The organism is Streptomyces sp. NPDC002888, assembly GCF_042888465.1.
Taxonomy (GTDB): Bacteria; Actinomycetota; Actinomycetes; order Streptomycetales; family Streptomycetaceae; genus Streptomyces.
Window position 1 is genome coordinate 155,844 of record NZ_JBIAPU010000022.1, and the last position, 21,153, is coordinate 176,996.

A 21,153-nucleotide genomic window follows, 5' to 3' on the forward strand; every position below is an offset into this window, starting at 1 on the left:
AGGGGATCGGGGCGCGCTCAGCTGGTTGCGCGTCGGCGGGGCCGCCGCGCCCGTGCCGCCGTCAGTGCGGCGGCGACGTCATGTGGGGATGTCGGCGGGGGAGAGGTCGGGGCGGGCGCGGTGCAGGCGTGCGGGTGACGCCACCGGCCGGAGGCGTCGCGGGCGACGTCGATGCCGACTTCCACGGCCAGTTCGGGTTCCACCAGCGTGACGTTCAGCTTCTCCCGGCGGCCCCACCCGGCGGAGAACGAGCAGCCCGTTCAGGGATGGCCGCGCCAGGCCGGGGCGAGCAGGCCGACGAGTCTGCCACTGGCCGCCTGGGTGAGGTTGGTGGTGCGGCCTGTGTACCGCAGGTGTCCGTCGTCGTAGCTGCCGAGCAGCAGGGTGTGGGGAGCGGCCGGGCTTCCCGTGACCGCGCCGACGATCGCCTCGGTCGTCTCGGCTCTACTGGTGAAGCAGCAGTGTTCGAAAGCTGCGCTATTCACAGCTGGGGCAGGGCCCGCCATTGCGTGCGGGTGGCCGAACTCGCTGTTGGTGGAAGCGTGGTGCTTGGTCTTTGCGGAGGTGAGGGGGTGTCGGCCAACTCTGGTCACTGACGTTCGGTGCGGCGCGCTTCTGCACTAGGGTGCTCGCTGCGCCGAGCCCTGGGGAGATCATGAAAACCGCTGACGAGTTACCGAAGCCGATCAGCACGCTGTTCAAGATCGTGGGTTTCCGGCGGTTCGTGTCGGCCAATCTCATCTCGGCGACAGGGTCTGCGATGGCCCCTCTTGCCCTGGCCTACGCTGTCATTGAACAGGGCGGTGGAGCGGGGTCTCTTGGTGTGGTGCTTGCCACGAACACCGTCCCCACGATCGTGTTCCTGCTCGTGGGCGGCTTGTTCGCGGACCGCCTGTCTCGCAGCTGGCTCCTCTTCATGGGGAATCTGCTGGCGGCCGGCGCGCAGGGTGCGCTGGCCGCCACCGTGGCCACCGGACATGCGACGACAGTGTCGATCGCAGCATGCGGTTTCGTCTCGGGAACGGCGTCGTCGTTCATCGTGCCGGCTGCGCAGGGCGCCGTTGCGCAGATCGTTCCGGAGCAGCACCTGCAGCAGGCCAACGCGTTGCTCAGGCTGCCGAGCAACGCGGTCAAGGTACTGGGTCCAGTGGTTGGCGGTGTCATCGTCGCTGCGAGCGGCGCGGCATGGGCACTGGCTTGGGATGCGTTCACGTTCGCCGTCGCGGCCGTCCTGCTTCTCGGCCTGCGTCTGGATGCCCCGCTCGTCACAACTGGCGGTGTCCTGAGGGATCTGCGGGCGGGCTGGGTGGGCTTCTGGTCGCGTACCTGGCTGTGGACCTATACGGCTGCCGGCACGGTCCTGGTCGCTGCGTGGCTGGCGGGTTTCCAGCTTCTCGGCCCGCTCGTGGCCGCGGCGGAGTACGCGGGCGCCCGCGACTGGGGCCTGATCCAGGCGGCCTTCACGTGCGGTCTGCTGGCGGGGACCCTCGTCTGTCTGCGCTGGAAGCCGTACCGGCTGCTTACGGTCGCGGTCGCCGCGGCCGGTGCTCTCGCGCTCCCCTTGGCCGCCATGGCCTGCACGGTGCCGCTGGCTCTCGTCCTGCTGGCCGCTGCACTGGCAGGGGTCGGGCTCGATATCGCGATCGTCGCCTGGACCACTGCGTTCCAACAGCGCGTGCCTCAGGCGGAACAGGGTCGCATGAGCGCCTTCAACGGTGTCGGGGAACGCCTGGCCATCCCCGTCGGTTACCTCATCACCGCCCTTGCGGCCCACTCATGGAGCAGCCAGGCAGTGCTGCTGACCTGCGCAGGAATGATTGCTGCTGCGACTGTCCTGAACCTCTGCGTCCCAGATGTGTATCGCATCAACCGCCTGACACCAGACGATCAGCCGTCAGCCGCAAACGGTCATCGCACGGTAGAGCAAACCTAGCGGCCACCACGACGGCGCCGGGCTCGTACCCCCGTGTCTGTGGGGCCTGCCCCTGAGCCGGGTCACATCACGGCGTCGGTCTGCAGCGGACCCGCGGTGACACGGAGTGTCCGGATGCGCGCCGGCTCTTCCCGGTCGAGGTAGAAGATGTGCATGAAGGGGGCGCGCACCACCCGCTCCGGTTCGCTCTTCTTGGCCATGGCCGCCTCACCGCGCAGCAGACGGACGCCGTCGCCCGCGGTCCAGAACTCCAGGACCTCATGGCTGATGATCAGCGGCGCGTCGATCTTGACGAAGAACTCCTTGATGGCCTCGACGCCGTGGATGTGCGCGGTGCCGAAGTACATGTCGGTGTTGTCGGTCAGTGGCGCGAAGCCCTCGCCGAACTCCAGGGTGTCGATGGCGTCCATGAACTCCAGGACCCAGCCAGGGACGGCTGTCGCTTGTGCGGTGTCTGCCATGGTGTGGCCTTCCTGATCAGACTGCGGCGCACGAACCTTTGCCAACCGCGCCTTCCCCACCCCTGCAGATCTGAACGCCGCCGTCCGGCGGGGACGTCAAAAGGCCATCGCTGCGACGAGGGAAGAGAACTAATCAGGTTCACCGGCCTGGTCGGCACGTCTAGTGCGGTGGGCCTATCCGGCCACCGCACTAGGCTGCTGCGATGGCTGAGGAGCGGGGGCGGGTACAGCCGTCCGGAGTGTGGGCCACGGCGGTCGGGGCGGCCCAGGTACGGGCCCTGGAGACCGCGCGGGAGAACGTCTGTTCCATGACCCGCTGGCGCTGGCGCTGGCCTTCGCCACCGCCGGCGGGCTCGGGCCGGACTCGGCCCTGCCGCCGCGCGGGGACGAGGCCTCCCGGCGGCGCTGGCTGGGCGTGAGGTTCTCCATCATCATCAGGACGAAGTTCCTCGACGACCTGCTGGAGCAGGCCTCCGCGGCCGGCGTCCGGCAGGTGGTGGCCGTCGCCACGACGAAGTCCTCCTCGTCAGGGCTGAGTCGGCGGGGACGGCCTCCCGCCCACCGAGGGTCCAAGCAGGCCAGGCCGATCTCGAATGGACACGTCACGAGGAACTGCGGTTGCAACCGCTGCCCCGGCCGGAACGGACAACCTTCCATCCCGGCCGGGGCAGCCTGCTTCCCGCGGCGGCCCCGCTACGGCCGGCCCACCGCCATGTATGTGAATCCGAGTGACCGCATGCGCCGCAGCTCCAGCAGGTTCCGGCCGTCGAACACCACCGGCCGCCGCATCGTCGGGGCCACGCGGGCCCAGTCCGCATCCCGCAGCTGCGGCCACTCCGTCACCACGACCGCCGCGTCCGCCCCCTCCAGCGCCTTCTCAGGGCTCGCGTACCGGACCGCAGACGTCCACAGCTCCGCCTTGTCCGGGCGTGCCAGCGGATCCCAGCACCGCACCTCAGCGCCCTCGGCAAGCAGCCGCGCGGCCAGCACCGTCGACGGCGCCTCGCGCATGTCGTCCGTCCCCGGCTTGAACGCCATCCCCAGCAGCGCCACCCGCGCGCCGGCCAGGTCACCGATCTCGTCCTTCAGCTTCTGGATCGCCCGGCGCTTTTGGATGTTGTTCACGTCGATCACCGCCGACAGCAGCGGCGGGTGGAAGCCGGTGTTGCTGGCCAGCTGCCGCAGCGCCTCGGAATCCTTCGGGAAGCAGGAACCGCCCCAGCCGATCCCCGGCCGCAGGAAGTGACTGCCCAGACGATGGTCGAGCCCGACAGCCCGCAGCATGGATCGGAGCCTGGCTCGCCAAGGCTCGCACCAAGCACCGGGCCGGGCAGCTTGACGCTGATCACGAGCGCATGATCGCCGCCCTCTTCGACGGGGACTGGACGGACGAGACCGCCGCTCCTGCTGCTGTCACCCCCACATCGTGGTAACGGCTGTTACCATGCTGGTATGGCGAAGACACAGCTGGGCGCGCGTGTAGATGAGGACGTTGCGGAACTCGCGAAGAAGCGCGCCGCCGACCTGGGGTTGAGCATCGGTGACTACCTCGCCAGGCTTGTGCAGGATGATGCCAGCGGCCTGCGCGCCCGTGCGGTGGATGCGGCCGCCCGTTTCCTGACTGAACACCAGGCGGTCTTCGATGAGGCTGAAGACGCCCAGCAGGCGCCTCGGGGAGCGCGCGCGGCCTGATGGATCTGCACATCGACGTTCCCTGGATCCTGCAGGTCGCCGAGGCGGCCGGGGCGAACGATCCGGCCCCTGACGACTACGGCGTTCCGGTCTCGGCGGTCGCCCGCCACCGGGCCGAGCTGTTTGAGCAGCCCGTCTACGACGGTCCCTACGCCAAAGCCGCCGCCTTGGTGCACACGCTGGGCCGGTGCCGCTGGCTGGAGCGCTCCAACATGGCTGTCGCCGCCGCCACGGGCGTCATGTACCTCGAAGCCGCCGGGATTCCCGTCAAACCTGCCCGCGAGGACGCCGTCGCCCTCAAGGACCTGCTCCTTGACCCCACCTGCACCGTCAGGAAGATCGCCGCCCTGCTGCGAACCTGGCCCACCGCCACCTGACGCCCGCAGGCCCGGCATCACTGCTCGGGCGCCGGACATAATACCGGCCGCGCAAAGTGGTTGAGCCCTTGTACGAACGTGCCCGGCCGCATACCGAGGCGCCTTCCGGAGAAACCGCGCAGTTCACGCATCATTGGCGAAGTCGCAGACGTGCCGTGCGCCGGCGTCGAGCCCGGGGCAGACGGTCAGGACCTCCTTGCTCAGCCACATCGGCAGACGAAGGCGTGCGCTGCGGCGCTGTCAGGCATCAGCTGGTGCCGGCTGCTGCTCACTCTGGGCGGCCTGTTCCGGGGCGTCGGGAGCGGTGTAGAAGACGGAGGCGCCCTGCTTGGTGCGCTGAGCCTGGCTTTTGGCGACCAGCCCTTCGATCGTGGTGCGCACAACGTTTGTCTTGATACCGCGTTCCGGATGGTCCTGGCCGAGGGCTGTGGCGACCTCCGCCGCCGAGCGCGGTTCGCTCTGTTCTGCGAGGTGACGGCGGACCAAGTCGACCAGCGTCGGCTGTCCCGTCTTCTTCGCTGCGGTGATCCTGCCTCCGTGCTTGCGGGCAGCCGGCTTGCCTGCCGGGGAGGGATGCGGCTCGGCTGCGGCCTTCTTCGTCCGTTCCCGCCTGCCGCTCGAGGCTTGCGCGGCTGTCTTCTTGCGAGGGGTGGGCACCGTGACGCTGTCAGATCCAGCCGCACGCTCAGCGGGAGCCGGTGCCGCGTCGATCGCACGCTGAATGCTGACCAACACCGTGTGGTCACGCTGGAGGGCCGCCAACTGCTCCTGCAGCGCGGCGATTTCGCTGCCGATGCGTTCCTGTTCCTTGGCGTTGCGTTCGAGATCGGCGGTCACTTGAGCGGTGTACTGCGATGTCAGTTCGGTGATGGAGGCGTTCTCAGACATGCGGCGCACAACCTTCCTCGGTTCAGGGCCAAAGGTGCAGAGCCTGCAAACACGTGTGCTTCCCGGGCGGAGGTCTGCGGGACGACGGAATCGAGCCAACGCGCGGAGACCTGCCCGTAGATAGTACGGACAAGCGGAGCAAGTTGTTCTCCTCCAGCGTGCGTCGCGATCTGGCCTCAAACATACGTGGGCCGCAAGCGGGGCCTGCGAACTGGCCGTGACGTCCTACGCTGCCCCACTCGGAGGGTTTCCACGTTCTAACGGAACGGGAGGAGAAGAACAGCGTGACCATAGCCTCGAACGAAAGTTTCAGTAAAGGGCGCATGTTCCGGCGAACCTGTGCCAGGCGGCACCGAAACTTCATGGGTTCCGGTGGCGCCTTGGATACTGCATGATCGACCCGTGCTGATCGAACTGGTGAAGGTCGCGAGGTTTCCCGGAACCTCCTGGCTGGCCGATGTCCGAACCTCGTTTGGTCACACCGCAGTTCGCTGGTGCGGGGATCGGGCCGCAGAGCCTGGCGAGTACCACGTCGAGTGGACCATCGACGAGGACATCGTCTGGGGGCGGAACGCGAAGTCGGCTGCTGGTATCGGTCCTGGGCTCCGGACTGGCGGGCACTGCGTTGTGCTGCGGGGCCGACTGAGCCTCACAGAGGACGGTGCCGCCCTGCTGGACCTGGACGGCACGCATATCCTGCTGGACCTTGGTGATCCGCTGCCCGAATATGTCGCCGGCACTTGGGTCGAGCTCTTCATCGAGCGCGAGAAGATCGCTCTCTACCCCTACGAACTCTGACCAGAGGTCAATCCTTGGTTGTCGCCCACCCTGACAAGCGGGTCTCGTCGGCGCGGTCGGACAGATAGAACATGGTGGCCTCGGGATCCATACCGAACCCGGCGGCGACGAGTTTGGGGCCCATGGTGTTGACCAGGTCGAGCAGTCGAGTGCAGCGGATCATTCGGGGCGGGAAGCCGCAGGCATCCAGAACGTGACTGACATAGGCCGTGGACGCCGGGCCCCGGCCGGACTTCGTCTAACGGGTGACCATCACGTGGGGACTGTCGGTCCGATGGGCTTCGCCGTGAGCCAGACAGCGTTCCAGCACTGCTTCGTCACTGCTCCAGCCCGCCAAGGTCAGGATCCGGCAGCGGACACATGGTGAGCCAGCTCGGCGGCCAGGCGCCGCATGACCGTGCGGTTGGCGCGCCGCATCGTGGCCCGGATGACAGGCGCCAGCAGGCGGTCGGCGAGAGGGGCGAGCACCCAGGCGTACGTGAACGAGACGTGGGTCCCGCCGGCTCGCAGCGGTTCGATGGTGTAGATGCCGCGGGCCATGCGCCGGCCGGCCGCGCTGACGTTCCGTTCGACGATGCGCCGCGGCGCATCGGCCTCGATGACCTCGATGGTGACGTCGGTCTTCACGCCACCCAGCGCGGCGGTGACAGTGGCGCACGATCCTATGCCGCGGCCGGGCCCGCTGTAGCGCCAGTCGGTCAGATAGTGGTTCGTGAACCGCTCGTGGTGAGTCATGACATCGAGGAAGTCGTAGACCTGCTCGGGTGTGTGCGGGACATTGATCGACACGGTGACAGACCTCATGTACCACACGGTACATAGGTCATGTACCAATTGGTACACTTGCGATGTGGTGAATACGGATGACTCGCATCCCGAGGGCGAGGCCGCGCACGGCACGGGCGGGGACCGGCGCGCTCAACTGGTGGACGCGGCCGTCGACCACGTCGCGGCATACGGCATCGCGGACCTGAGCCTGCGCCGCCTTGGCGCCGCGATCGGTGTCAGCCATCGCATGCTGATCCACTACTTCGGCACCAAGGAACAGCTGCTCGTCGAGATAGTCCGGACGTCGGAGCGGCGCCAGCGCGATCTGCTGTCACGGCTCCGCACGGAGCCCGGCCTCTCGCCCGCTGATGTCGCGCGGCTCCTCTGGCAGCAGCTGACGGACCCTCGGCTGGCCGGTCAGGAGCGGCTCTTCTTCGAAATCTGCGGGTACGCGCTGCGGGGCCGCCCCGAGGCCGTCCCGATCCTGGAAGGGCTCGTGGCGGACTGGCTGGAACCGCTCGTATCCGCCGAGGTCACCGCGGGCGCGGACCCTTTCGCGGCCCGGAACCGCGCGAGACTGGGACTCGCCACCGTCCGCGGTCTGCTGCTCGACCTGCTCGCCACTGGCGACCGCGCCGGCGTCGACGCGGCGATGGAGGAGTTCCTCCGGCTGTACTACGGCCCGGAGTGACCAAGTCTGGCCACTCACTCCCGTCCCTGCAGAGTCCTGCCGGCCGCCCTGCGGGATCTCACCAACCGCAGGCCGACCGACTGATGTCCTAGTTCTTTCATGAGACACCGCAGGTCAGCGGCCCGTACCCCGTGCACCGGTCCGGGATGCCATGAACCAGCCCGCGCCGGGACGCGGGAGCGTCAGCCGCAGACCACGCAGCGCCCTAAAGGCAGCAGTACGGCCGCGATGCGAGGAAGATGGGTGGTGAGCTCCCGTCCCGTGTTTCCCCCGAGCCGGGACGGGAGCTCGCGGGCCTGTCCGGTCGGGGCGGGAATGCCCGCGGGAGCGGAGCGGGCGTGATGGTGAAGGGGACGGTGTCCCCAGGCCTCACCCACTGCCTGCGAGGGACGATCGTTCGGCTGAAGCCCCGCAGAGCCTTTCGCCGCGTAGGCGACCGCCGTTCACGACCACACCCTCCTGCCCCGGCCGGTGCCCTAGAGGGCCCGGGCTTCAGTGGGTGCTTCGAACCCCAGGTGCTGGTCAGATGACTGAAAGGCTCGGCGACCGCGCCGTTTGTGCTGCCGTCACAGCGACGCCTTCGCGAACGGCGGGTCCACCCGGAATGACGGTCGGCGTATTCGGCATATTCTTCTGATAAGGGTCTTGTGGTGCTGGAGTGCATATGACGGATCACACTGCCGAGGACCTCGAGCAGGCCGCCGTACGGTATCTGCTTGACCAGACCCTCGCCTGGATCATGGAGCGTCTGAGCGCGCACATCGGTGCGGTCTATCTGGCGGAGCCCGGCGGCGAGGTCCTGAGCCTGGAGGTGGCCAGCGGAGCGCCTCCGGAGTGGGCCAAGCCGCTGCAGCGCCTGAGTCTGACCGCTGCGATTCCGAGTCCGACAGTCGATGCGGTACGCGAGCGGCGCCTGGTGTGGATCGGTTCGGGCGAGGACTACGCACGTCGCTATCCACAGATCCTCATGCTCCTTCCGTATCCGTATGCCACGGCCTTCGCCCCCCTCGCCACGGGGACCACCGTGTGGGGGGCCATGGTGCTGGTCTGGCCGCACGGGAGGCCGCCCGAGCTCAGCCGCGTCGAGCGCCACACAATCGGCGCCGCCGCTGATCGCCTCACCAGACTGCTCGAGGACACCGCTGAAGCCGGACACCCTCTCGTGCCTGCACCCGAGCCCCGCTACCTGCCTCCGGCACCCCGCGATGCGGAAGGCCCGGCCGAGGACCACGCCGTGGTGGACTTCGTCACCCGCCTTCCCGAGGGCGGATGCGCCTTGGACCCGGAAGGACGGATCACCTTCATCGACCGCACCGCAGCCGATCTCGTGGGCGAGAGCATCCCGCGTCTGCTGGGCGCCCGGCTGTGGGAGGCCCTGTCATGGCTGGGCGAGCCGGGCTACGAGCACCAGCACCGGGATACGGTCATCAGCCAGCGGCCGACTTCGTTCACCGCCACCCGGCCCGCCGGCGGGTGCCTGCTCTTCCAGCTCTACCCGGACCCCACCGGCGTCAGCGTGCGCATCACCACCACCCGGCCCGAACACCGTCCCCCGGACCCACGCCCTTCCGAGGCCCGGTCGGCCGAGCCCACCAGGCCGGGCGCGATCTACCACCTGATGCACGTGGCCGCCGCCCTGACCGAAACCGTGGACGTCCACGACGTCGTCGAGGTGGTGGCCGACCAGTTGCTCCTCGCCTTCGACGCCCAGGCCTTCGCACTGCTCGTCCCGGAAGCCGGCAGGGTGCAGATCCTTGGCGCCCGCGGCTTCACCACCGAGTGGCTGCGCCGCCTCGACCACAGACCCTTGACCGCGGACACGCCAGGCATACCGGGCCTGGCCACCGGGACGCCGTCGTTCTTCGCCTCCCGGAAGGAGCTGACGCAGGCATCTCCCGCCCAGGCCAGGGCGGACGACCGTATGGCCGCCTGGGCCTTTCTGCCCCTGGCCGCCTCTGGGCAGCCCGTGGGCACCTGCGTGCTCGGCTACGACCAGCCCCACCCCTTCACCACCGAGGAACGCCTCACCCTCACCACCTTCGGCACCCTGATCGCCCAGGCCCTGGACCGGGCACGCCTGTACGACGCAAAACACCAGCTCGCACACGGCCTCCAGGCCAGGCTCCTGCCCCGCAACCTGCCAAAGATCCCCTGTCTGGACCGGGCCGCGCGCTACCTCCCCGCCAGCCACGGCATGGACATCGGCGGCGACTTCTACGACCTCATCCGCATGACACCGACCGAGGTCGCCGCCGTCATCGGCGACGTCCAAGGCCACAACGTGCGTGCCGCCGCCCTCATGGGCCAGGTCCGCAGCGCCGTCCACGCCCACGCCGTCGCCGGCGCCGCCCCTGGAGACATCCTCGCCCGCACCAACCGGCTGCTCACCGACCTCGACCCCGACCTGCTCACCAGCTGCCTGTACGCCCACCTCGACCTGGCACACCACCGCGCCCGCCTGGCCACCGCCGGACACCACCCTCCCCTGGTGCGCCACCCCGACCTGCACACCGAAATCCTCCCTGTGCCCCCGGGACCACTGCTCGGGGCCGATCCCACAGCCGCCTATCCCACCACCGACGTCGCCCTGCACCCCGGCACTGTCCTCGCGTTCTACACCGACGGACTCATCGAGGCCCCCGGCACCCACCACGACAGCAACCTCACCTCCCTCATCACAGCCCTCTCCCAAGCCGGCCACCAGCTCGAGGACATCGCCGACACGCTGATCGACCAAGCCCAGCCCTCAGACGATCGCACCGACGACACCGCCCTCCTGCTGCTGCGCATCGAGCCGGCCCCTCGCGCAAGCACCTGAAGCCCGCCGGCGCCCGGGCCCGATCGCTCGCCCTGCCAGATCAGTGGACAAGCGCCGTGCTGCAGCAGTTTCCATGCGTAGCCGCTATTCCGGGCAAACCCGGCCGTTGGGCTGAAGCCTTGCAGAGCTTCTCGCCGCGTAGGCGAACGCCCTCCACGACCACACTTCTGCAGCACCGGCCGGTGCCCTCGCCCGGCCAGGGCTTTACGCGCGATGCGGCTTGCGCGTGAACAGCTGGCCGGGGTGGCGTTGCCCCGGTCATGGACGATTACGACCGCCACGATCTGGACGAGATCGACGTCGCACCCGTGGACCACCCCGCCGCACGGCTGGCCCTGCTGACGCATGAGGAGGCGCACGGTCTGCTCGGGCTCCTGCTGACTGTCGCTGAGGACGACCATCTGCTCTCACCGGAGGCGGACCGGTTCGCGCACGAGAACGCCGCACGCAAGAAGAGCAGCCGACCGCGCCGGCGATGGCGAGGCGCTCACACAACGGGCAGTGCGGCGTTCGGTCATGTGCGGCCGTCCCACCGGGACACGGCCCCGAAGTCCTAGCTCAGCCACCAGCCGCAAAGTAGCGAGGTGATCATGCCTCCACGAAAGCGGCGGCCTGCTCGTCGTGCTCGCGCAGCATTCGCATGACGGTGGCGGGTGAGGGGTGCTGGCCCTTCTTCGCGCCGGTGGTGATGACGAGCTGCTTGGCGATGTCGCGCAGGCTCATCTCCTGGTCGCGCAGGTGCAGGGCCATCGACAGCATGTCGTCGTCGGTCACGCCCGCGCCGCCGGTGGTCTTGCCACGCTTGCGGGCGGACTCGTGGCCTTCGAGGGTGCGGTCTCGGATGTACTCGCGTTCCATGCCGGACATCGCGGCGAGCACGGTGAACACGATGCCGGAGGGATCGTGCGAGCCCTTCAGCTCTCCAGTGAGGAACTCCAGGCCGACATTGCTCGCCTTCAGTTCCTCGGCGAGCATGGCGAGTTCGATGCCGCGGCCGAGGCGTTTGTGCTCGTGGACGACGAGGGTGACGGCGACGCCGGACGAGCGGATCTCCCCGGCGAGCTTCACGGCGGCCTCCAAGTCGGGGCGCGTGCGTGCGCAGGTGGAGATCTTCTCCGAGAAGACACGGGTTACCCCGGCCTCGGCGAGGGAGTCCAGTTGCGCGTCCAGAGTCTGCCGCGCGGTCGAGGCGCGGGCATAGCCGAGGCGGACGTGCCCGACCAGTTCGGCGCCGGCACGGGCGGGCCGGGGAAGCTCGGTCCACGCCGATCCCGGTTTCCGAACGGCGGGGGTCGGCACGTTGAGCGCCTTGGCGAGCTGCGGCACGAGACGGAAGCGGGCCGTGTGGTACTGCACCGCCACCATGCCTTTGCCGGTGCGGCACGGCGAGCCGGCCGGCGCGGCGCAGGTAGACATCGGGCAGTCGTGGGCTTCCACGCGCTTGAAGTCGTCGGTCACACCCAAACTGTTTCATGTGACTGTTTTCGATCGTCCAGTCATTGCAACGACTCATGAAACATGATCGCCGCAGGTGAACCGCCGGGCGGCCGGGTGTTTCATGAGCGATCACCTATGAAACACGGTCTGCTGGGCGGACGGCTTGGCCATGTGCAGGACGGTGCCATTGAGTACTTCAGTTGGCCGCTGCGGCGATCGGCTTACTGCTTCATCTTCGGGCCGGGGAATCCCGGTGTTCCTCAAGCGCATGAAGCCGTGTCGTCCGGTCATGCACGCGGGGCGGGCCAGGAGTTGAGGGGTAGCGGGCCGCGGTCGATGACGGTGCGGATGCAGAAGGTGCTGCGGGCGTCGCGAACGGGACCGATGGCCAGGATCTGGTCCGTGAGCACCTTTTCGAAGGTGCGCAGGTCCGGCACGGCGAGTTCGACGAAGAAGTCGGCATCGCCGGAGACCACGTGGCAGGCGACCACGTGCTCGATCGCCTTGAGTGCCTCTTCGACCACTTGGGAGGTGGTGCGGGAGTGCTCGACCTTGAGGGAGAGGAACACCGTCAGCCCGAGGCCAAGGCGCTCGCGGTCCAGATCGGCCCGGTAGCCGGCCAGGACGCCGTCCTCCTCCAGCGCCTTGGTGCGGCGCAGGCAGGACGAGGGGACAGGCGTACGGCCTCGGCGAGGTCGACGTTGGGGGTGCGTCCGTGGCGCTGGAGGTGGTCCAGGATCGCCCGGTCGATGCGGTCGTACATGGTGGGCGTAAACCGGATCGTGCCAGTAGATCATCACGCCGTTGCCGCCGTATCGGGCGTGGTACTCGGTCATGAAGTTCGAGGACCAGGACCCGAACTTCTTCGAGTCCGACGCGCACGCGGTGCCGCGGCCCCACCATGCGGCGTCGCGGGCAGAGAAGGTGGAGTTAACCAGCCTGGTGACGGCGGTCCGGAGGTTGTCGACGGTGATGAAGTGCCGCCGGACGTGCCGCAGCGCGGCTTCGCTCTCGCCGTGTTCGCCAGTCGCCACGATCGCCCGGATTCCCATGTTCGTGCCCAGGGCAAAGAGGGCCGGCAGCAGACGGCGCTGGAGAACGTCCCGCTCGATGCGCTCGTACGCGGCCACCGAGGAGAACTCGTCAGTGAAGCCGGTGAGGAAGTCGGCGTTCTTCACCACGTCCAGGAGGTCCAGGACGCCCCAGCAACGTGCGACCTCCTCCTTGAGGGCCGCCAGGCCGGTCGGCTCGGCCAGCGGCTCCAGCTTCGGAACGGTGATCCACGGCTCGCCCTTGCGGGTGGTGACCTTCACCCCGCCCGCGCTGCCCTCCGCGAGCGAGTCGGAGAGGCGGTCCAGGCCCGCGGTCATGCGCTTGTTCAGGTCCGCGATGAACGCCCGCGGGTTCAGCGGCTGGCGGATCGCGGCGTAGTGCACGGCGCGGGTGGCCTCGGAGTCGCCGGGCAGGTCGTCCTCCGGGTTCCGCCAGCGGGCGGCACCCTCGACGTAGATCTCGCGGCGGCGGACCGCGTCCCGCCGGGCGACCAGGACGCACAGCTCGTACGGGATGCGCTCGACCTTGCTCTTGTCGTCGACGACCGCCTCGCGCCAGTCCTTGCGCACCACGCCGTCCATCGGCACTTCGTCGCCGGCGTCGTAGAAGCGGGTCTTGCCGTCGACGTCGGCGTACTTCTTCAGCAGCTTCATCGCGTCCATCACCGGACATCACCGGCCGGTAGGCGGTGATGTTGCACCTGAAGCCCAGGGTGTTCAGCAGCGGCGGCAGCATCTGCCGGTAGTACGAGCTGTAGGAGGAGCGGAGGGTGGTGCGGACCTTGGCCTTGAAGACCTTCTCGTTCGCCTTCGCCTCGGCGACCAGCTGGCGCAGCGTCTTCTCCCCGACCACCGGGAACAGGGCGCGGCGTACGACCTCGTCCGGCTTGTCGACGGCGGCCGTCGCCAGCTTGAAGAGGATGCCCTCCTTGGCGCGGACCTTCTTCAACTCGGCGGTGAGCTGCTTCTCCACCCGCCGCTGGGCGCGGGCGTTGATCTTGTGGACCAGGGCGACCAGCAGGTCGACCAAGGCATCGGTGATCTCCGCCTGCCGGGACGAGCACAGCGCCGCAAGCAAGGTGATCCGTACATCCTCCGCCGTGTCGCGGAAGTCCGAGGGGTACATCTTGATCGCCCGTGCCCGCCAGGCGGCCACCAGCTTCTCCAAGCAGTCCGCGAACAGCCCGTCGGGCAGCCCGAGCTTACGCACGTCGTTGAGCTTGGTGATCTCCGTGAGCAGGGAGTCCAGGCCCACCGGGCCGGGGTCACGCTTGAGCGCGGCCAGCACGGCGGTACCCGCCTCATTGTCCTCGGCCACCAGGGACAGCAGCCGAGCCGTGCCCTCCTCGCCCAGGCGGCCGATCGTGCGGGCACAGAACGTCTTCTCCCACTTGCCCCGCGCCGCGACGATTACCTTCTCGACCCGGGTCCGGCCCGGCGGCTCGATCTTCCGGGCCCGGCACTCGACCAGCAGGGCCTCGCGCTGCCGGTCCTCCACCAGCTCGACCGGACAGACCTCCACTGCCAGCCATTCCGCCAGCGCCTTCTCGTCCGCGACCGTCGACGGCCGGAACCCCAGGGCCTCGCGGATCTGCTTGCGGTGATACTCGGCAGTCCGGCCGACCAGCGTGTACTTCGCGAAGTCGGTGGCCGGGACCTTCACCAGATCGGCGACGTACTCCACCGCGGCCGACGGGACCTCTTCCAGCACATCAGGGAACCGGCCTTCCAGCTCGAAGAACTTCAGCAACAGGCTGAAGCCGATCCGGGCCGTCCCGCCCTTGTTCGCCACCAGGTCCCAGTCGCCGTCTACCAGCGTCCAGTTCGCCAACAGCTCCTCTGGCGACCACTCTTGCCGCACGCCCGCCCCTTTGGCCTCGATCAATCGATCAGACCAACGACGGCGTCAAGGGGCGGGAAACGGGGTCCGTCCGGCTACCCGCGACCTACATTGCGGCTGGTGTCTGAGCCAGGACTCCAGGGCCGATCCCATGATGCTGGACCGGATCGCCGCTCGACGGGCTGAGCTGGACGTCGTGGACGAGTAGCTGGCCGAGCAGCTGGTAGACGTGCGGGTCGGGCGTGACGAGTTCGAGGTGGCGATGCGCGTCATGCGGCGGATCAGCGAGCAGATCCACGGCGATGTCCCGCCGGCAGGACTACTGCGCGGAGCGAAGGTCTCAGTCGGGCCGCTGCGGCAGCACTACTGGGTCGGTTAATCGGTTGCGGACCTTCGGGATGGGGTGTCTGATCCCGGCTATGACGATTGTGCTGGGAACGCCGGCGGGCGACGGGGTGCGCGAGGCCATGGCCGCGCTGCGGGAATGGCAGTACGACGGCGCGCCGATGCAATTGCATTCGGGGGACATTGGCTGGAACTACCGGTTCGGAACGGCCGAGACGGCCGCGGTGGTCCGGACCTGGAGCCGGGACGGACGGATCCTCGCGGTCGGGATGCTGGACTCGCCGATGGTGGTGCGGATGACGGTCGCTCCGGACGCTTTCCAGGATGAGGGCTTGGCGCGGCGGCTCGTCGAGGACTTCTCGCTGCCTGAGCGCGGCGTGCTGCCGGAAGGAGCGGTGTCGATCGAGGCGCCGCTGGGCCTGCTGCTTCACGACCTGTTGACCAAGGAGGGCTGGGGCGTCGACGAGCCGTGGACGCCGCTCTTCCGCGGCCTCGCGGAGCCGGTGGAGGACCCCGGCGTGCGGATCAGGGCGATCGGCCCGGAGCAGGCGCAGGATTTCGCCGACGTACTGCGGTCGGCGTTCAACACCTCGAGGCCTACGCGCGAGTACTGGCACGCGATGTCGGCGGGACCGTTCTACGCAGACGCCCGCTGCCTGGGCGCCTATGACGACCAGGGCAACGCGGCGGCGGTGGTGACGGTGTGGTCGGCCGGCCCGGGGAAGCCGGGGCTAGTCGAGCCGATGGGCGTACACGAGGACCACCGTGGTCGCGGCTACGGCCGGGCGATCACCGTGGCCGGGGCGGCCGCGCTGCGGGAGATGGGCTCGTCGAGCGTGCGCGTTTGCACGCCGAGTTCCAACGTCGGTGGCATCGCCACGTACAAGGCGGCCGGGTTCGAGGCGCAGCCGGAGGTGCGGGACCGGATCCGGACGGCCTGACACCGTGGCGGCTCGGCAAAGCGGGCCCGGGTTCCAGGCGATCGCCGAAATGCGGGACCGGACTCGGGCCGCCCGACGTCGGGCGACGCGCGATGGTGTGATTCAACTGCTGGGTGCTCGGGCTGGTCGTGGGCGGCTATTCGTTGACGACGCCGCTGACGGCGCTGGAACCGGTCCCCGAGCTTTCGGCGTCGCCGGTGCTCACAGCCGTCGCAGGGCCCGAATGGCTACCGCCCGTGCGTTTGACACCGCTGACCGCGCTGCCGCCCTCGCGGGCGGAGGCATTGCCCGTTCCGACGGCCACATCGCCGGTTGAAGCGGCAACGAACGACAGCAGCTCCCGCAATTGCTGAGCTGCCCGTTCCTGCCCGGGGGGATCGAGGCCTTCCAGCAGGGTCTCGAACCTTCCCTGCCACAGACCTTCCTGCCGCAGCCGTTCGGTGGCGATGTCACTCGTACTGCTCAGGACCTGCGCAGTGTGATCCAAGCGCTCAAGCTCAGCCGCCGCTCGCGCGGCGTCACCGCGCGCGAAGAGATCCCCGATCCGTCGCCGCAGGCCTTTCCATGCATCGGTCCCGGCGGCCTGGACCACCGCAGTACCGCCGGCCAGTGCCAGGGCCGTCAACGCCTCGACCAGCATGCGATCACCCTCTCCGCGATTGGGCCACCTCGGCTGTGCCACGTCGAGCAGCCGCACGTTCGTCAGCCCCTACATCCAGCAAAACCACACGTCCCGACAGCGCGCGCACCAGGTTGTGCACGTAGCCGCGTTCCAAGTTGGGCCGCGTACGCCGACACCGAGCCAGTCCTTGAGGCGGTGCACGGTTTCGAGGAACGACAGCACCGCGTCGATTGCAGCATCGGTGCCGCCCGGCGCACCTTTGTAGACGGCCTGCACATCCTCGAGGCGGCGGCCTACCCGCGCCCACTGCGACAATCGACCTTGGTCAAGCATGGATCGAGTGTGGCGGCAGGAGAAACCAACGCTAGGCACTTGATCGTCAGCGGCCCGGGCGCGCCGTGGTCCGAAGACGGATCCTTACAGAACGTCACAGATCACCGGTTCTGAAACAGCTTCTGACCTTGTTCTTTAAGGTCAGAGTAGGTTTCGTTCGATGATGCTCTCGGGTCGTTGCACGGTCTTGCCCACGTCGTAGCGGGTGGCGGTCCGCCGGTTCTTCGAGCCAAGTGGCCTTCCAGGTCCGGGAGTTGATGGTTTCGGCGCGCGGGCCGGGCAGTGCAGGTGCGGGCGGAGGTTCCGAAACCCCCGGCGGACGCGGGCCGGGGTGAGTCGGCCGGGCTCGGCCGGCTTCTCCCACGGCCGCCGCAAGTCGGCGGCGGCCTCGCGCAAGAGGCGGATCTGGGTGTGGGCGGCGGTGATCAGCCAGGTCCAGCGCTCGCCGGCCTGGGGGGTTCGCAGCCTCGGTCGGGTCCGCCCGAGGGTCTGTTTCATCAGCCGGAAAGGATGCTCCAGGTCGAATCTCCGTAGGAATGCCTGCCAGCGCACGTCGACGTCCTCGCTGTTCAGGCTGGTGGCGGACGACCAGAGCCAGAGCGGGAGCGGGTTGCCTCCGCCGGGCAGGCGTTCGACCTGGAGGCGGATCAGCGTGCCTTCGATGATGGGGAGTTCGCCGGTGTGGTCGATCCACGCGGAGCGGGTGGTCAGGCGGGGGTGGATGCGGTTCCAGGCCATCGCGCGGGCGGTGCCGTACCGGTCGGTGACCTGCGTTGTGGCCGCGTCCGGCTCGACCCAGGTCTCCGGCTTGGCGAAGCGGAACTCCTTGCCGTGCTTCGGCGGTCGCCCGCCCTGGGGGTAGGACAGGGCGTACTCCTTGAGCGAAGGCGGCGGTCGCCGCATGACGCGGTCGGAGCGCATCCGTCCCAACACCTCGACCGGGAGGCCGTCGAGGAGGTCGGCCATGCGCGGGGCGTCGTAGCCGGCGTCGAAGACGATGAGGATGTCGCGGTCGCCGAAGTGCCAGCGGCCCATCTCGATCAGGTCCGTGACCACACGGCGGACCTGGGTGGCGGTCACTTCGGCGACGTCGTCCTCGGGTCCGAGACGGACGGCGTCCAGCAGCGGGCACCAGGACGTCCGGCCCGATTCGAGGGCGGCGACGAACGAGTACGGCCAGCCGGGCACGAACTGGTCCTAGGACCGTCCATTACGGCCGTAAACGTGACAGAACAGACGGTCCGTGCTGGTCGGCGCGTCCGGGCGCAGCCAGTTGCTGACGTCGACCGCCAGGACCAGGCGCCCGTCGGCGGCCCGCGGCATCGGCAGACCGGCCAGCACCTGCCGCAACCGGGGTACGTCCACGTTCCCGCTGTTCAGCGCCTCATACATCGCGCCGTGCCCGCGCCGATGTTCGGCCGTCAGCGTGAGGTCCACCGGCGTGGTCACCGGCCCGTCCGCGCACAGCACCGCGTCAGCCAACTCGAACAGCGTGTCTCCGCGCGCAGTCAGACAGTCGAAGAAGTCGCCCCGGAAGTGTGACGCCACCGCGAACGCTTCCCGCTGGGCATCGTGGTGCAGCAGACAACGCGATGCGCAACGCACGAGGCTCCCGTGCCGTTGGGGGAGGTGTTCGAAGTCTCAACCCACAGGCACAGGAGCCGCGTTGGTTCCGTATTCTGCTGCACTCGACCTGCCTCACGCCCTGGTCGAGTGGGTCGCCATGCTCCCGCCGCACCAGCGTGCGCTGGTCGGCCGGGTGTACCTGCGCAGGCACGACCCCCTCGCCCAGCTCGCGGCCGGCTTCGGCATCTCCATCGGCACCGCCCACGCCTACGAGGTAGCCCACCAGCCCCTGGCTGCCCACCACGTCATTGGCGAGATCATCGGAGACGCCGAGCGCCGCCTGGAAATCCCGCGCGGCGTCACCGCCGAATCCATCCGCACCGCCCTGGGGCTGGACAGCCAGCTCCCCCGTCGGACGAGGCTGGAGTTCCTCGAGCGGGTCCTGCCTCCGTCCCGTCACCGCTGAACGCTCTCCGGCCCCGCAACGGCCATTCATCAGGCGATCAGGTTGTGCAGACCTGCCGCGCAACCCCCGGCAGCGACGGGACCGGCGATGACGGTATCGGCGTACGACTGCTTGTCGAGGAAGGTGAGTACGCCGATGCTGTGATCGACGAGGTGTACTGGGATATCTGGCAGGCCCTGGCCGTGAGGTACCGGATGGACCGCGAGAGCCTGCGCCCAGGGCCTCGTCCATGTCGTCCAAGATGGCTCCGCCCACCAGACGCAGGCGCTGCTCCTGACCGAGGCCGAAGCTGCTGACTGGCTCACCGCCACGGCGGCGGGGAGAGATCATCGGCGCCCCGTGGTCAAGGACGGCGTCGGCGTCATGTGCGCGTGCAGCAAGGACCGCTACGTGTATGCGCGAGACGCGGAACAGGCGACTGGCACGGCCTGTACCCCGTGAAAACAGAGCTGCTCGGCCTGCCCTCGCCGGAAGCGGTGCGACGCGCCGTGGGTAGGGTGGGGGCATGTGCATACGGGGGCGCAGGCTCAGATTCACAGCGGTGTCGGCGATGGTCGTACTGGCCCTGACCGGGTTCTCATCGGGCCGTGGCCAAGGAAACAGCAGCCACGACAGCAGTGACGGGGGCGGCTGCAGCAGCTCCAGTCAGGACCACGACAGTTCGACGTCGGGCGGCGGTGGCTCGCACGGCAGTTCGTCCAGCGGCTCGCCCAGCAGTGACTCGTACGACTCCGGGACGAGTACCGGTGACAGCGGCGCCAGTTCACAGCCCACCCCCACGGCGTCCCCCTCCAGCGGTACCGCCCGGCCCCTGAAGGACGGCACCGCCGTGCTCGTGCACTGCGCAAGCATGGAGGACCCATACGCGACCGTCGAGATCAGAAATCCGAACGGACGCGACGGCCTCTTCACCGTGAGAGTCAACTTCAAGGACAAGCACGGCTACACCATGATCGACACTTCCGATCAGGTGTCGGTACCCGCGAAGGACAAAACAACCTTCCGGGTGCCCGTTGCCAGCTCGGGACGCGTGGAAATGATCGATGAGTGCGAGGTCGATCCGAGAGCCGCTGCCGACCGGTGACGGTGGGCCAGGTCCTGTCCGGCAAATGATGACCGGAAGCGGTTATCCGAGCGACCAGTGGGTGGAGTGACGCCGCTTCGGTGGCAGAATCCCAGAGGGCGAGGCGTCATTGGGCCGTCTATCAGTTGCCGTTTGGTGTGTACCGGCGGTCGTCCGGACTTCTTCCCAGTGGGGACCAGGGGTTCCAGCTTCGCCCACTGCGCATTCGTCAAATCGTGCCCCCATGAAGTGGATCTTGATCGTGCAATGATCTTGGTTCGTGGCACGTGGAGATCTGACGGACGGGCAATGGGCCGTGCTGGAGCCGTTGTTGCCGAAGGACAAGAAGCCCGGTCGGCCGCCGACATGGAGTCGGCGGCAGCTCATCGGCGGCATACACCTCCGGGTCCGTACCGGCATCCCCTGGCGGGACATGCCCGTCGAGTACGGACCGTGGGGCCGGGCGTACGACCTGTTCCGCCGCTGGCAGCGGGACGGCGCCTGACAGCGGATCTTCACCGCCCTCCAGGCCCAGGCGGACGCCATTGATCTGATCACCTGGGACCTCGACGTCGACTCCACCGTCGTCCGTGCCCACCAGCACGCTGCCGGGGCGGGGAAAGGGGGACCTGCAGAAGGAGCTGCCCGGCGGTATCGTCGCCGAACCGGTCGACCATGGACTCGGACGCTCGCGCTGCGGCCTGACCACCAAGGTGCACCTGGCCGTCGAGCAGCGGCAGAAGCCCATGTCGATCGTCATCACGGCGGGGCAGTGGGGTGATTCCCCGCAGTTCGAGGCCGTCCTGGGCTGTGTCCGGGTTCCCCGGCTGGGGCCGGGCAGGCCCCGCACCCGGCCGAGGCGGGTCCGCGCGGACAAGGCGTACGCCTCCTGCAAGAACCGCGCCTACCTGCGACGGCGCGGCATCCGCTGCACCATCCCGGACAGCACATTCGATACACGCCCTAGCTTGATCTTTAACCTGTGCGGCGGGGCCGTGGGGTAGTCGACTTCTTCGCTCGCTGTTTCGCTGGCTGCGTCTTGCGGGATGTGTGCACGTCGTG

The 21,153-nt window shown here is 68.5% G+C and carries 27 protein-coding genes and 6 pseudogenes; 14 read left to right on the forward strand and 19 right to left on the reverse strand.

The genetic code is table 11. The features are described 5' to 3' along the window. Positions 1–17 precede the first annotated feature (17 nt). A complete protein-coding gene (locus tag ACFYWX_RS31950) occupies positions 18–203 on the reverse strand; it encodes a hypothetical protein (protein ID WP_389428049.1) in 186 nt (61 codons plus the stop codon). A 57-nt stretch (positions 204–260) separates the two neighbouring features. Beyond that, entirely contained in the window at positions 261–485 is a 225-nt protein-coding gene (locus ACFYWX_RS31955; RefSeq protein ID WP_389428051.1) for a hypothetical protein, read from the reverse strand. Between the two features lie 170 nt (positions 486–655). Here ACFYWX_RS31955 and ACFYWX_RS31960 point away from each other — a divergent pair, with 170 nt between their 5' ends. Further along, positions 656–1,933: an MFS transporter gene (locus ACFYWX_RS31960; RefSeq protein ID WP_389428053.1), complete on the forward strand. Its 1,278-nt coding sequence runs from the start codon at positions 656–658 to the stop codon at positions 1,931–1,933. A 62-nt stretch (positions 1,934–1,995) separates the two neighbouring features. Here the strand turns inward: ACFYWX_RS31960 and ACFYWX_RS31965 are convergent, their stop codons facing one another. Beyond that, positions 1,996–2,394, reverse strand: coding sequence for a nuclear transport factor 2 family protein (locus ACFYWX_RS31965; protein ID WP_389428055.1), 399 nt, complete (start codon positions 2,392–2,394; stop codon positions 1,996–1,998). A 203-nt stretch (positions 2,395–2,597) separates the two neighbouring features. On the opposite strand from ACFYWX_RS31965, the pseudogene ACFYWX_RS31970 reads away from it, so the two are divergent. Next, positions 2,598–2,917 (forward strand): annotated as a pseudogene (locus tag ACFYWX_RS31970) (class I SAM-dependent methyltransferase); the annotation flags it as partial. Here the strand turns inward: ACFYWX_RS31970 and ACFYWX_RS31975 are convergent. From ACFYWX_RS31975 to ACFYWX_RS31985, 3 genes and pseudogenes are all read right to left on the reverse strand, one after another. Beyond that, positions 2,887–2,985 (reverse strand): annotated as a pseudogene (locus ACFYWX_RS31975) (helix-turn-helix domain-containing protein); the annotation flags it as partial. The pseudogenes ACFYWX_RS31970 and ACFYWX_RS31975 overlap by 31 nt on opposite strands. Before the next feature lie 102 nt (positions 2,986–3,087). Next, a complete protein-coding gene (locus tag ACFYWX_RS31980) occupies positions 3,088–3,432 on the reverse strand; it encodes a UDP binding domain-containing protein (RefSeq protein ID WP_389428109.1) in 345 nt (114 codons plus the stop codon). Between the two features lie 90 nt (positions 3,433–3,522). Beyond that, a pseudogene (locus ACFYWX_RS31985) lies at positions 3,523–3,699 on the reverse strand (nucleotide sugar dehydrogenase); the annotation flags it as partial. 147 nt (positions 3,700–3,846) lie between these two features. Between ACFYWX_RS31985 and ACFYWX_RS31990 the strand changes: the two are divergent. Beyond that, positions 3,847–4,086, forward strand: coding sequence for a hypothetical protein (locus ACFYWX_RS31990; RefSeq protein ID WP_389428057.1), 240 nt, complete (start codon positions 3,847–3,849; stop codon positions 4,084–4,086). After that, the gene (locus ACFYWX_RS31995) at positions 4,086–4,463 is read left to right on the forward strand and encodes a fic family toxin-antitoxin system, toxin component (RefSeq protein ID WP_389428059.1); all 378 of its coding nucleotides are present in this window, start codon (positions 4,086–4,088) and stop codon (positions 4,461–4,463) included. Before ACFYWX_RS31990 ends, ACFYWX_RS31995 begins: the two co-directional genes overlap by 1 nt. A gap of 240 nt (positions 4,464–4,703) precedes the next feature. Here ACFYWX_RS31995 and ACFYWX_RS32000 read toward each other — a convergent pair whose 3' ends face one another. Beyond that, positions 4,704–5,351, reverse strand: coding sequence for a hypothetical protein (locus ACFYWX_RS32000; protein ID WP_389428061.1), 648 nt, complete (start codon positions 5,349–5,351; stop codon positions 4,704–4,706). A 402-nt stretch (positions 5,352–5,753) separates the two neighbouring features. Between ACFYWX_RS32000 and ACFYWX_RS32005 the strand changes: the two genes are divergently transcribed. Next, entirely contained in the window at positions 5,754–6,149 is a 396-nt protein-coding gene (locus ACFYWX_RS32005; RefSeq protein ID WP_389428063.1) for a hypothetical protein, read from the forward strand. 7 nt (positions 6,150–6,156) lie between these two features. Here the strand turns inward: ACFYWX_RS32005 and ACFYWX_RS32010 are convergent, their stop codons facing one another. Then, on the reverse strand, positions 6,157–6,312 hold the full coding sequence (locus ACFYWX_RS32010; RefSeq protein ID WP_389428065.1) for a hypothetical protein: 156 nt from the start codon (positions 6,310–6,312) through the stop codon (positions 6,157–6,159). A 176-nt stretch (positions 6,313–6,488) separates the two neighbouring features. Further along, complete coding sequence (locus ACFYWX_RS32015) at positions 6,489–6,953, reverse strand: SRPBCC family protein (protein WP_389428067.1); 465 nt, start codon at positions 6,951–6,953, stop codon at positions 6,489–6,491. Positions 6,954–6,999: 46 nt separating this feature from the next. Between ACFYWX_RS32015 and ACFYWX_RS32020 the strand changes: the two genes are divergently transcribed. The 3 genes from ACFYWX_RS32020 to ACFYWX_RS32030 all read left to right on the forward strand — a co-directional run bounded on the left by ACFYWX_RS32020 (position 7,000) and on the right by ACFYWX_RS32030 (position 10,983). Further along, positions 7,000–7,608, forward strand: a complete 609-nt coding sequence (locus ACFYWX_RS32020; protein ID WP_389428069.1) for a TetR/AcrR family transcriptional regulator — start codon at positions 7,000–7,002, stop codon at positions 7,606–7,608. A 664-nt stretch (positions 7,609–8,272) separates the two neighbouring features. Further along, the gene (locus ACFYWX_RS32025; protein ID WP_389428071.1) at positions 8,273–10,426 is read left to right on the forward strand and encodes a PP2C family protein-serine/threonine phosphatase; all 2,154 of its coding nucleotides are present in this window, start codon (positions 8,273–8,275) and stop codon (positions 10,424–10,426) included. 260 nt (positions 10,427–10,686) lie between these two features. Continuing rightward, positions 10,687–10,983, forward strand: coding sequence for a DUF6417 family protein (locus tag ACFYWX_RS32030; RefSeq protein WP_389428073.1), 297 nt, complete (start codon positions 10,687–10,689; stop codon positions 10,981–10,983). 31 nt (positions 10,984–11,014) lie between these two features. Here the strand turns inward: ACFYWX_RS32030 and ACFYWX_RS32035 are convergent, their stop codons facing one another. From ACFYWX_RS32035 to ACFYWX_RS32060, 6 genes and pseudogenes are all read right to left on the reverse strand, one after another. Continuing rightward, the gene (locus ACFYWX_RS32035; protein ID WP_389428075.1) at positions 11,015–11,884 is read right to left on the reverse strand and encodes a recombinase family protein; all 870 of its coding nucleotides are present in this window, start codon (positions 11,882–11,884) and stop codon (positions 11,015–11,017) included. 266 nt (positions 11,885–12,150) lie between these two features. Then, entirely contained in the window at positions 12,151–12,432 is a 282-nt protein-coding gene (locus ACFYWX_RS32040; RefSeq protein WP_389428110.1) for an Lrp/AsnC ligand binding domain-containing protein, read from the reverse strand. Positions 12,433–12,434: 2 nt separating this feature from the next. Then, positions 12,435–12,626, reverse strand: coding sequence for an AsnC family protein (locus ACFYWX_RS32045; protein ID WP_389428112.1), 192 nt, complete (start codon positions 12,624–12,626; stop codon positions 12,435–12,437). 79 nt (positions 12,627–12,705) lie between these two features. Further along, positions 12,706–13,044: pseudogene (locus ACFYWX_RS32050) on the reverse strand (Tn3 family transposase); the annotation flags it as partial. Then, a complete protein-coding gene (locus tag ACFYWX_RS32055; RefSeq protein ID WP_389428077.1) occupies positions 13,007–14,776 on the reverse strand; it encodes a DUF4158 domain-containing protein in 1,770 nt (589 codons plus the stop codon). The gene ACFYWX_RS32055 and the pseudogene ACFYWX_RS32050, both read right to left, overlap by 38 nt. Before the next feature lie 85 nt (positions 14,777–14,861). Beyond that, on the reverse strand, positions 14,862–15,053 hold the full coding sequence (locus ACFYWX_RS32060; RefSeq protein WP_389428079.1) for a hypothetical protein: 192 nt from the start codon (positions 15,051–15,053) through the stop codon (positions 14,862–14,864). Here ACFYWX_RS32060 and ACFYWX_RS32065 point away from each other — a divergent pair. Beyond that, the gene (locus ACFYWX_RS32065; protein ID WP_389428116.1) at positions 14,985–15,134 is read left to right on the forward strand and encodes a hypothetical protein; all 150 of its coding nucleotides are present in this window, start codon (positions 14,985–14,987) and stop codon (positions 15,132–15,134) included. The genes ACFYWX_RS32060 and ACFYWX_RS32065 overlap by 69 nt on opposite strands. 40 nt (positions 15,135–15,174) lie before the next feature. Then, complete coding sequence (locus ACFYWX_RS32070) at positions 15,175–16,041, forward strand: GNAT family N-acetyltransferase (RefSeq protein ID WP_389428081.1); 867 nt, start codon at positions 15,175–15,177, stop codon at positions 16,039–16,041. A 136-nt stretch (positions 16,042–16,177) separates the two neighbouring features. Here ACFYWX_RS32070 and ACFYWX_RS32075 read toward each other — a convergent pair whose 3' ends face one another. The 3 genes and pseudogenes from ACFYWX_RS32075 to ACFYWX_RS32085 all read right to left on the reverse strand — a co-directional run bounded on the left by ACFYWX_RS32075 (position 16,178) and on the right by ACFYWX_RS32085 (position 18,580). After that, entirely contained in the window at positions 16,178–16,681 is a 504-nt protein-coding gene (locus ACFYWX_RS32075) for a hypothetical protein (protein WP_389428083.1), read from the reverse strand. Between the two features lie 69 nt (positions 16,682–16,750). Beyond that, a complete protein-coding gene (locus ACFYWX_RS32080) occupies positions 16,751–16,996 on the reverse strand; it encodes a hypothetical protein (protein ID WP_389428085.1) in 246 nt (81 codons plus the stop codon). Positions 16,997–17,137: 141 nt separating this feature from the next. After that, positions 17,138–18,580, reverse strand: a pseudogene (locus tag ACFYWX_RS32085) (NF041680 family putative transposase). Between the two features lie 82 nt (positions 18,581–18,662). Here ACFYWX_RS32085 and ACFYWX_RS32090 point away from each other — a divergent pair. Beyond that, positions 18,663–18,875: pseudogene (locus tag ACFYWX_RS32090) on the forward strand (transposase family protein); the annotation flags it as partial. A 798-nt stretch (positions 18,876–19,673) separates the two neighbouring features. On the opposite strand, the gene ACFYWX_RS32095 reads toward ACFYWX_RS32090, so the two are convergent. Continuing rightward, positions 19,674–19,880: a hypothetical protein gene (locus tag ACFYWX_RS32095; protein ID WP_389428087.1), complete on the reverse strand. Its 207-nt coding sequence runs from the start codon at positions 19,878–19,880 to the stop codon at positions 19,674–19,676. On the opposite strand from ACFYWX_RS32095, the gene ACFYWX_RS32100 reads away from it, so the two are divergent. From ACFYWX_RS32100 to ACFYWX_RS32110, 3 genes are all read left to right on the forward strand, one after another. Further along, positions 19,879–20,112 (forward strand): hypothetical protein, encoded by a 234-nt coding sequence (locus ACFYWX_RS32100; RefSeq protein ID WP_389428089.1) that lies wholly within the window; start codon positions 19,879–19,881, stop codon positions 20,110–20,112. The two genes, ACFYWX_RS32095 and ACFYWX_RS32100, sit on opposite strands and share 2 nt — an antisense overlap. A 259-nt stretch (positions 20,113–20,371) precedes the next feature. Further along, on the forward strand, positions 20,372–20,596 hold the full coding sequence (locus ACFYWX_RS32105) for a transposase (protein WP_389428091.1): 225 nt from the start codon (positions 20,372–20,374) through the stop codon (positions 20,594–20,596). A gap of 85 nt (positions 20,597–20,681) precedes the next feature. Beyond that, positions 20,682–21,095: a transposase gene (locus ACFYWX_RS32110; protein ID WP_389428093.1), complete on the forward strand. Its 414-nt coding sequence runs from the start codon at positions 20,682–20,684 to the stop codon at positions 21,093–21,095. Positions 21,096–21,153: the final 58 nt, after the last annotated feature.

What these genes read in the sequence shown, in the direction of transcription:
- ACFYWX_RS32095 (WP_389428087.1), bottom strand. Translation starts at nt 19,880, where the DNA reads ATGCTTGCGCAGTGCACGAGCACGGCGGTGCCGTCCTTCAGGGGCCGG.
- ACFYWX_RS31960 (WP_389428053.1), top strand. Translation starts at nt 656, where the DNA reads ATGAAAACCGCTGACGAGTTACCGAAGCCGATCAGCACGCTGTTCAAG.
- ACFYWX_RS32070 (WP_389428081.1), top strand. Translation starts at nt 15,175, where the DNA reads ATGACGATTGTGCTGGGAACGCCGGCGGGCGACGGGGTGCGCGAGGCC.
- ACFYWX_RS31965 (WP_389428055.1), bottom strand. Translation starts at nt 2,394, where the DNA reads ATGGCAGACACCGCACAAGCGACAGCCGTCCCTGGCTGGGTCCTGGAG.
- ACFYWX_RS32080 (WP_389428085.1), bottom strand. Translation starts at nt 16,996, where the DNA reads ATGCTTGACCAAGGTCGATTGTCGCAGTGGGCGCGGGTAGGCCGCCGC.
- ACFYWX_RS32045 (WP_389428112.1), bottom strand. Translation starts at nt 12,626, where the DNA reads ATGTACGACCGCATCGACCGGGCGATCCTGGACCACCTCCAGCGCCAC.
- ACFYWX_RS32000 (WP_389428061.1), bottom strand. Translation starts at nt 5,351, where the DNA reads ATGTCTGAGAACGCCTCCATCACCGAACTGACATCGCAGTACACCGCT.
- ACFYWX_RS32015 (WP_389428067.1), bottom strand. Translation starts at nt 6,953, where the DNA reads ATGAGGTCTGTCACCGTGTCGATCAATGTCCCGCACACACCCGAGCAG.
- ACFYWX_RS32025 (WP_389428071.1), top strand. Translation starts at nt 8,273, where the DNA reads ATGACGGATCACACTGCCGAGGACCTCGAGCAGGCCGCCGTACGGTAT.
- ACFYWX_RS32010 (WP_389428065.1), bottom strand. Translation starts at nt 6,312, where the DNA reads ATGATCCGCTGCACTCGACTGCTCGACCTGGTCAACACCATGGGCCCC.
- ACFYWX_RS31980 (WP_389428109.1), bottom strand. Translation starts at nt 3,432, where the DNA reads ATGGCGTTCAAGCCGGGGACGGACGACATGCGCGAGGCGCCGTCGACG.
- ACFYWX_RS31990 (WP_389428057.1), top strand. Translation starts at nt 3,847, where the DNA reads ATGGCGAAGACACAGCTGGGCGCGCGTGTAGATGAGGACGTTGCGGAA.
- ACFYWX_RS31995 (WP_389428059.1), top strand. Translation starts at nt 4,086, where the DNA reads ATGGATCTGCACATCGACGTTCCCTGGATCCTGCAGGTCGCCGAGGCG.
- ACFYWX_RS32100 (WP_389428089.1), top strand. Translation starts at nt 19,879, where the DNA reads ATGGAGGACCCATACGCGACCGTCGAGATCAGAAATCCGAACGGACGC.
- ACFYWX_RS32075 (WP_389428083.1), bottom strand. Translation starts at nt 16,681, where the DNA reads ATGCTGGTCGAGGCGTTGACGGCCCTGGCACTGGCCGGCGGTACTGCG.
- ACFYWX_RS32030 (WP_389428073.1), top strand. Translation starts at nt 10,687, where the DNA reads ATGGACGATTACGACCGCCACGATCTGGACGAGATCGACGTCGCACCC.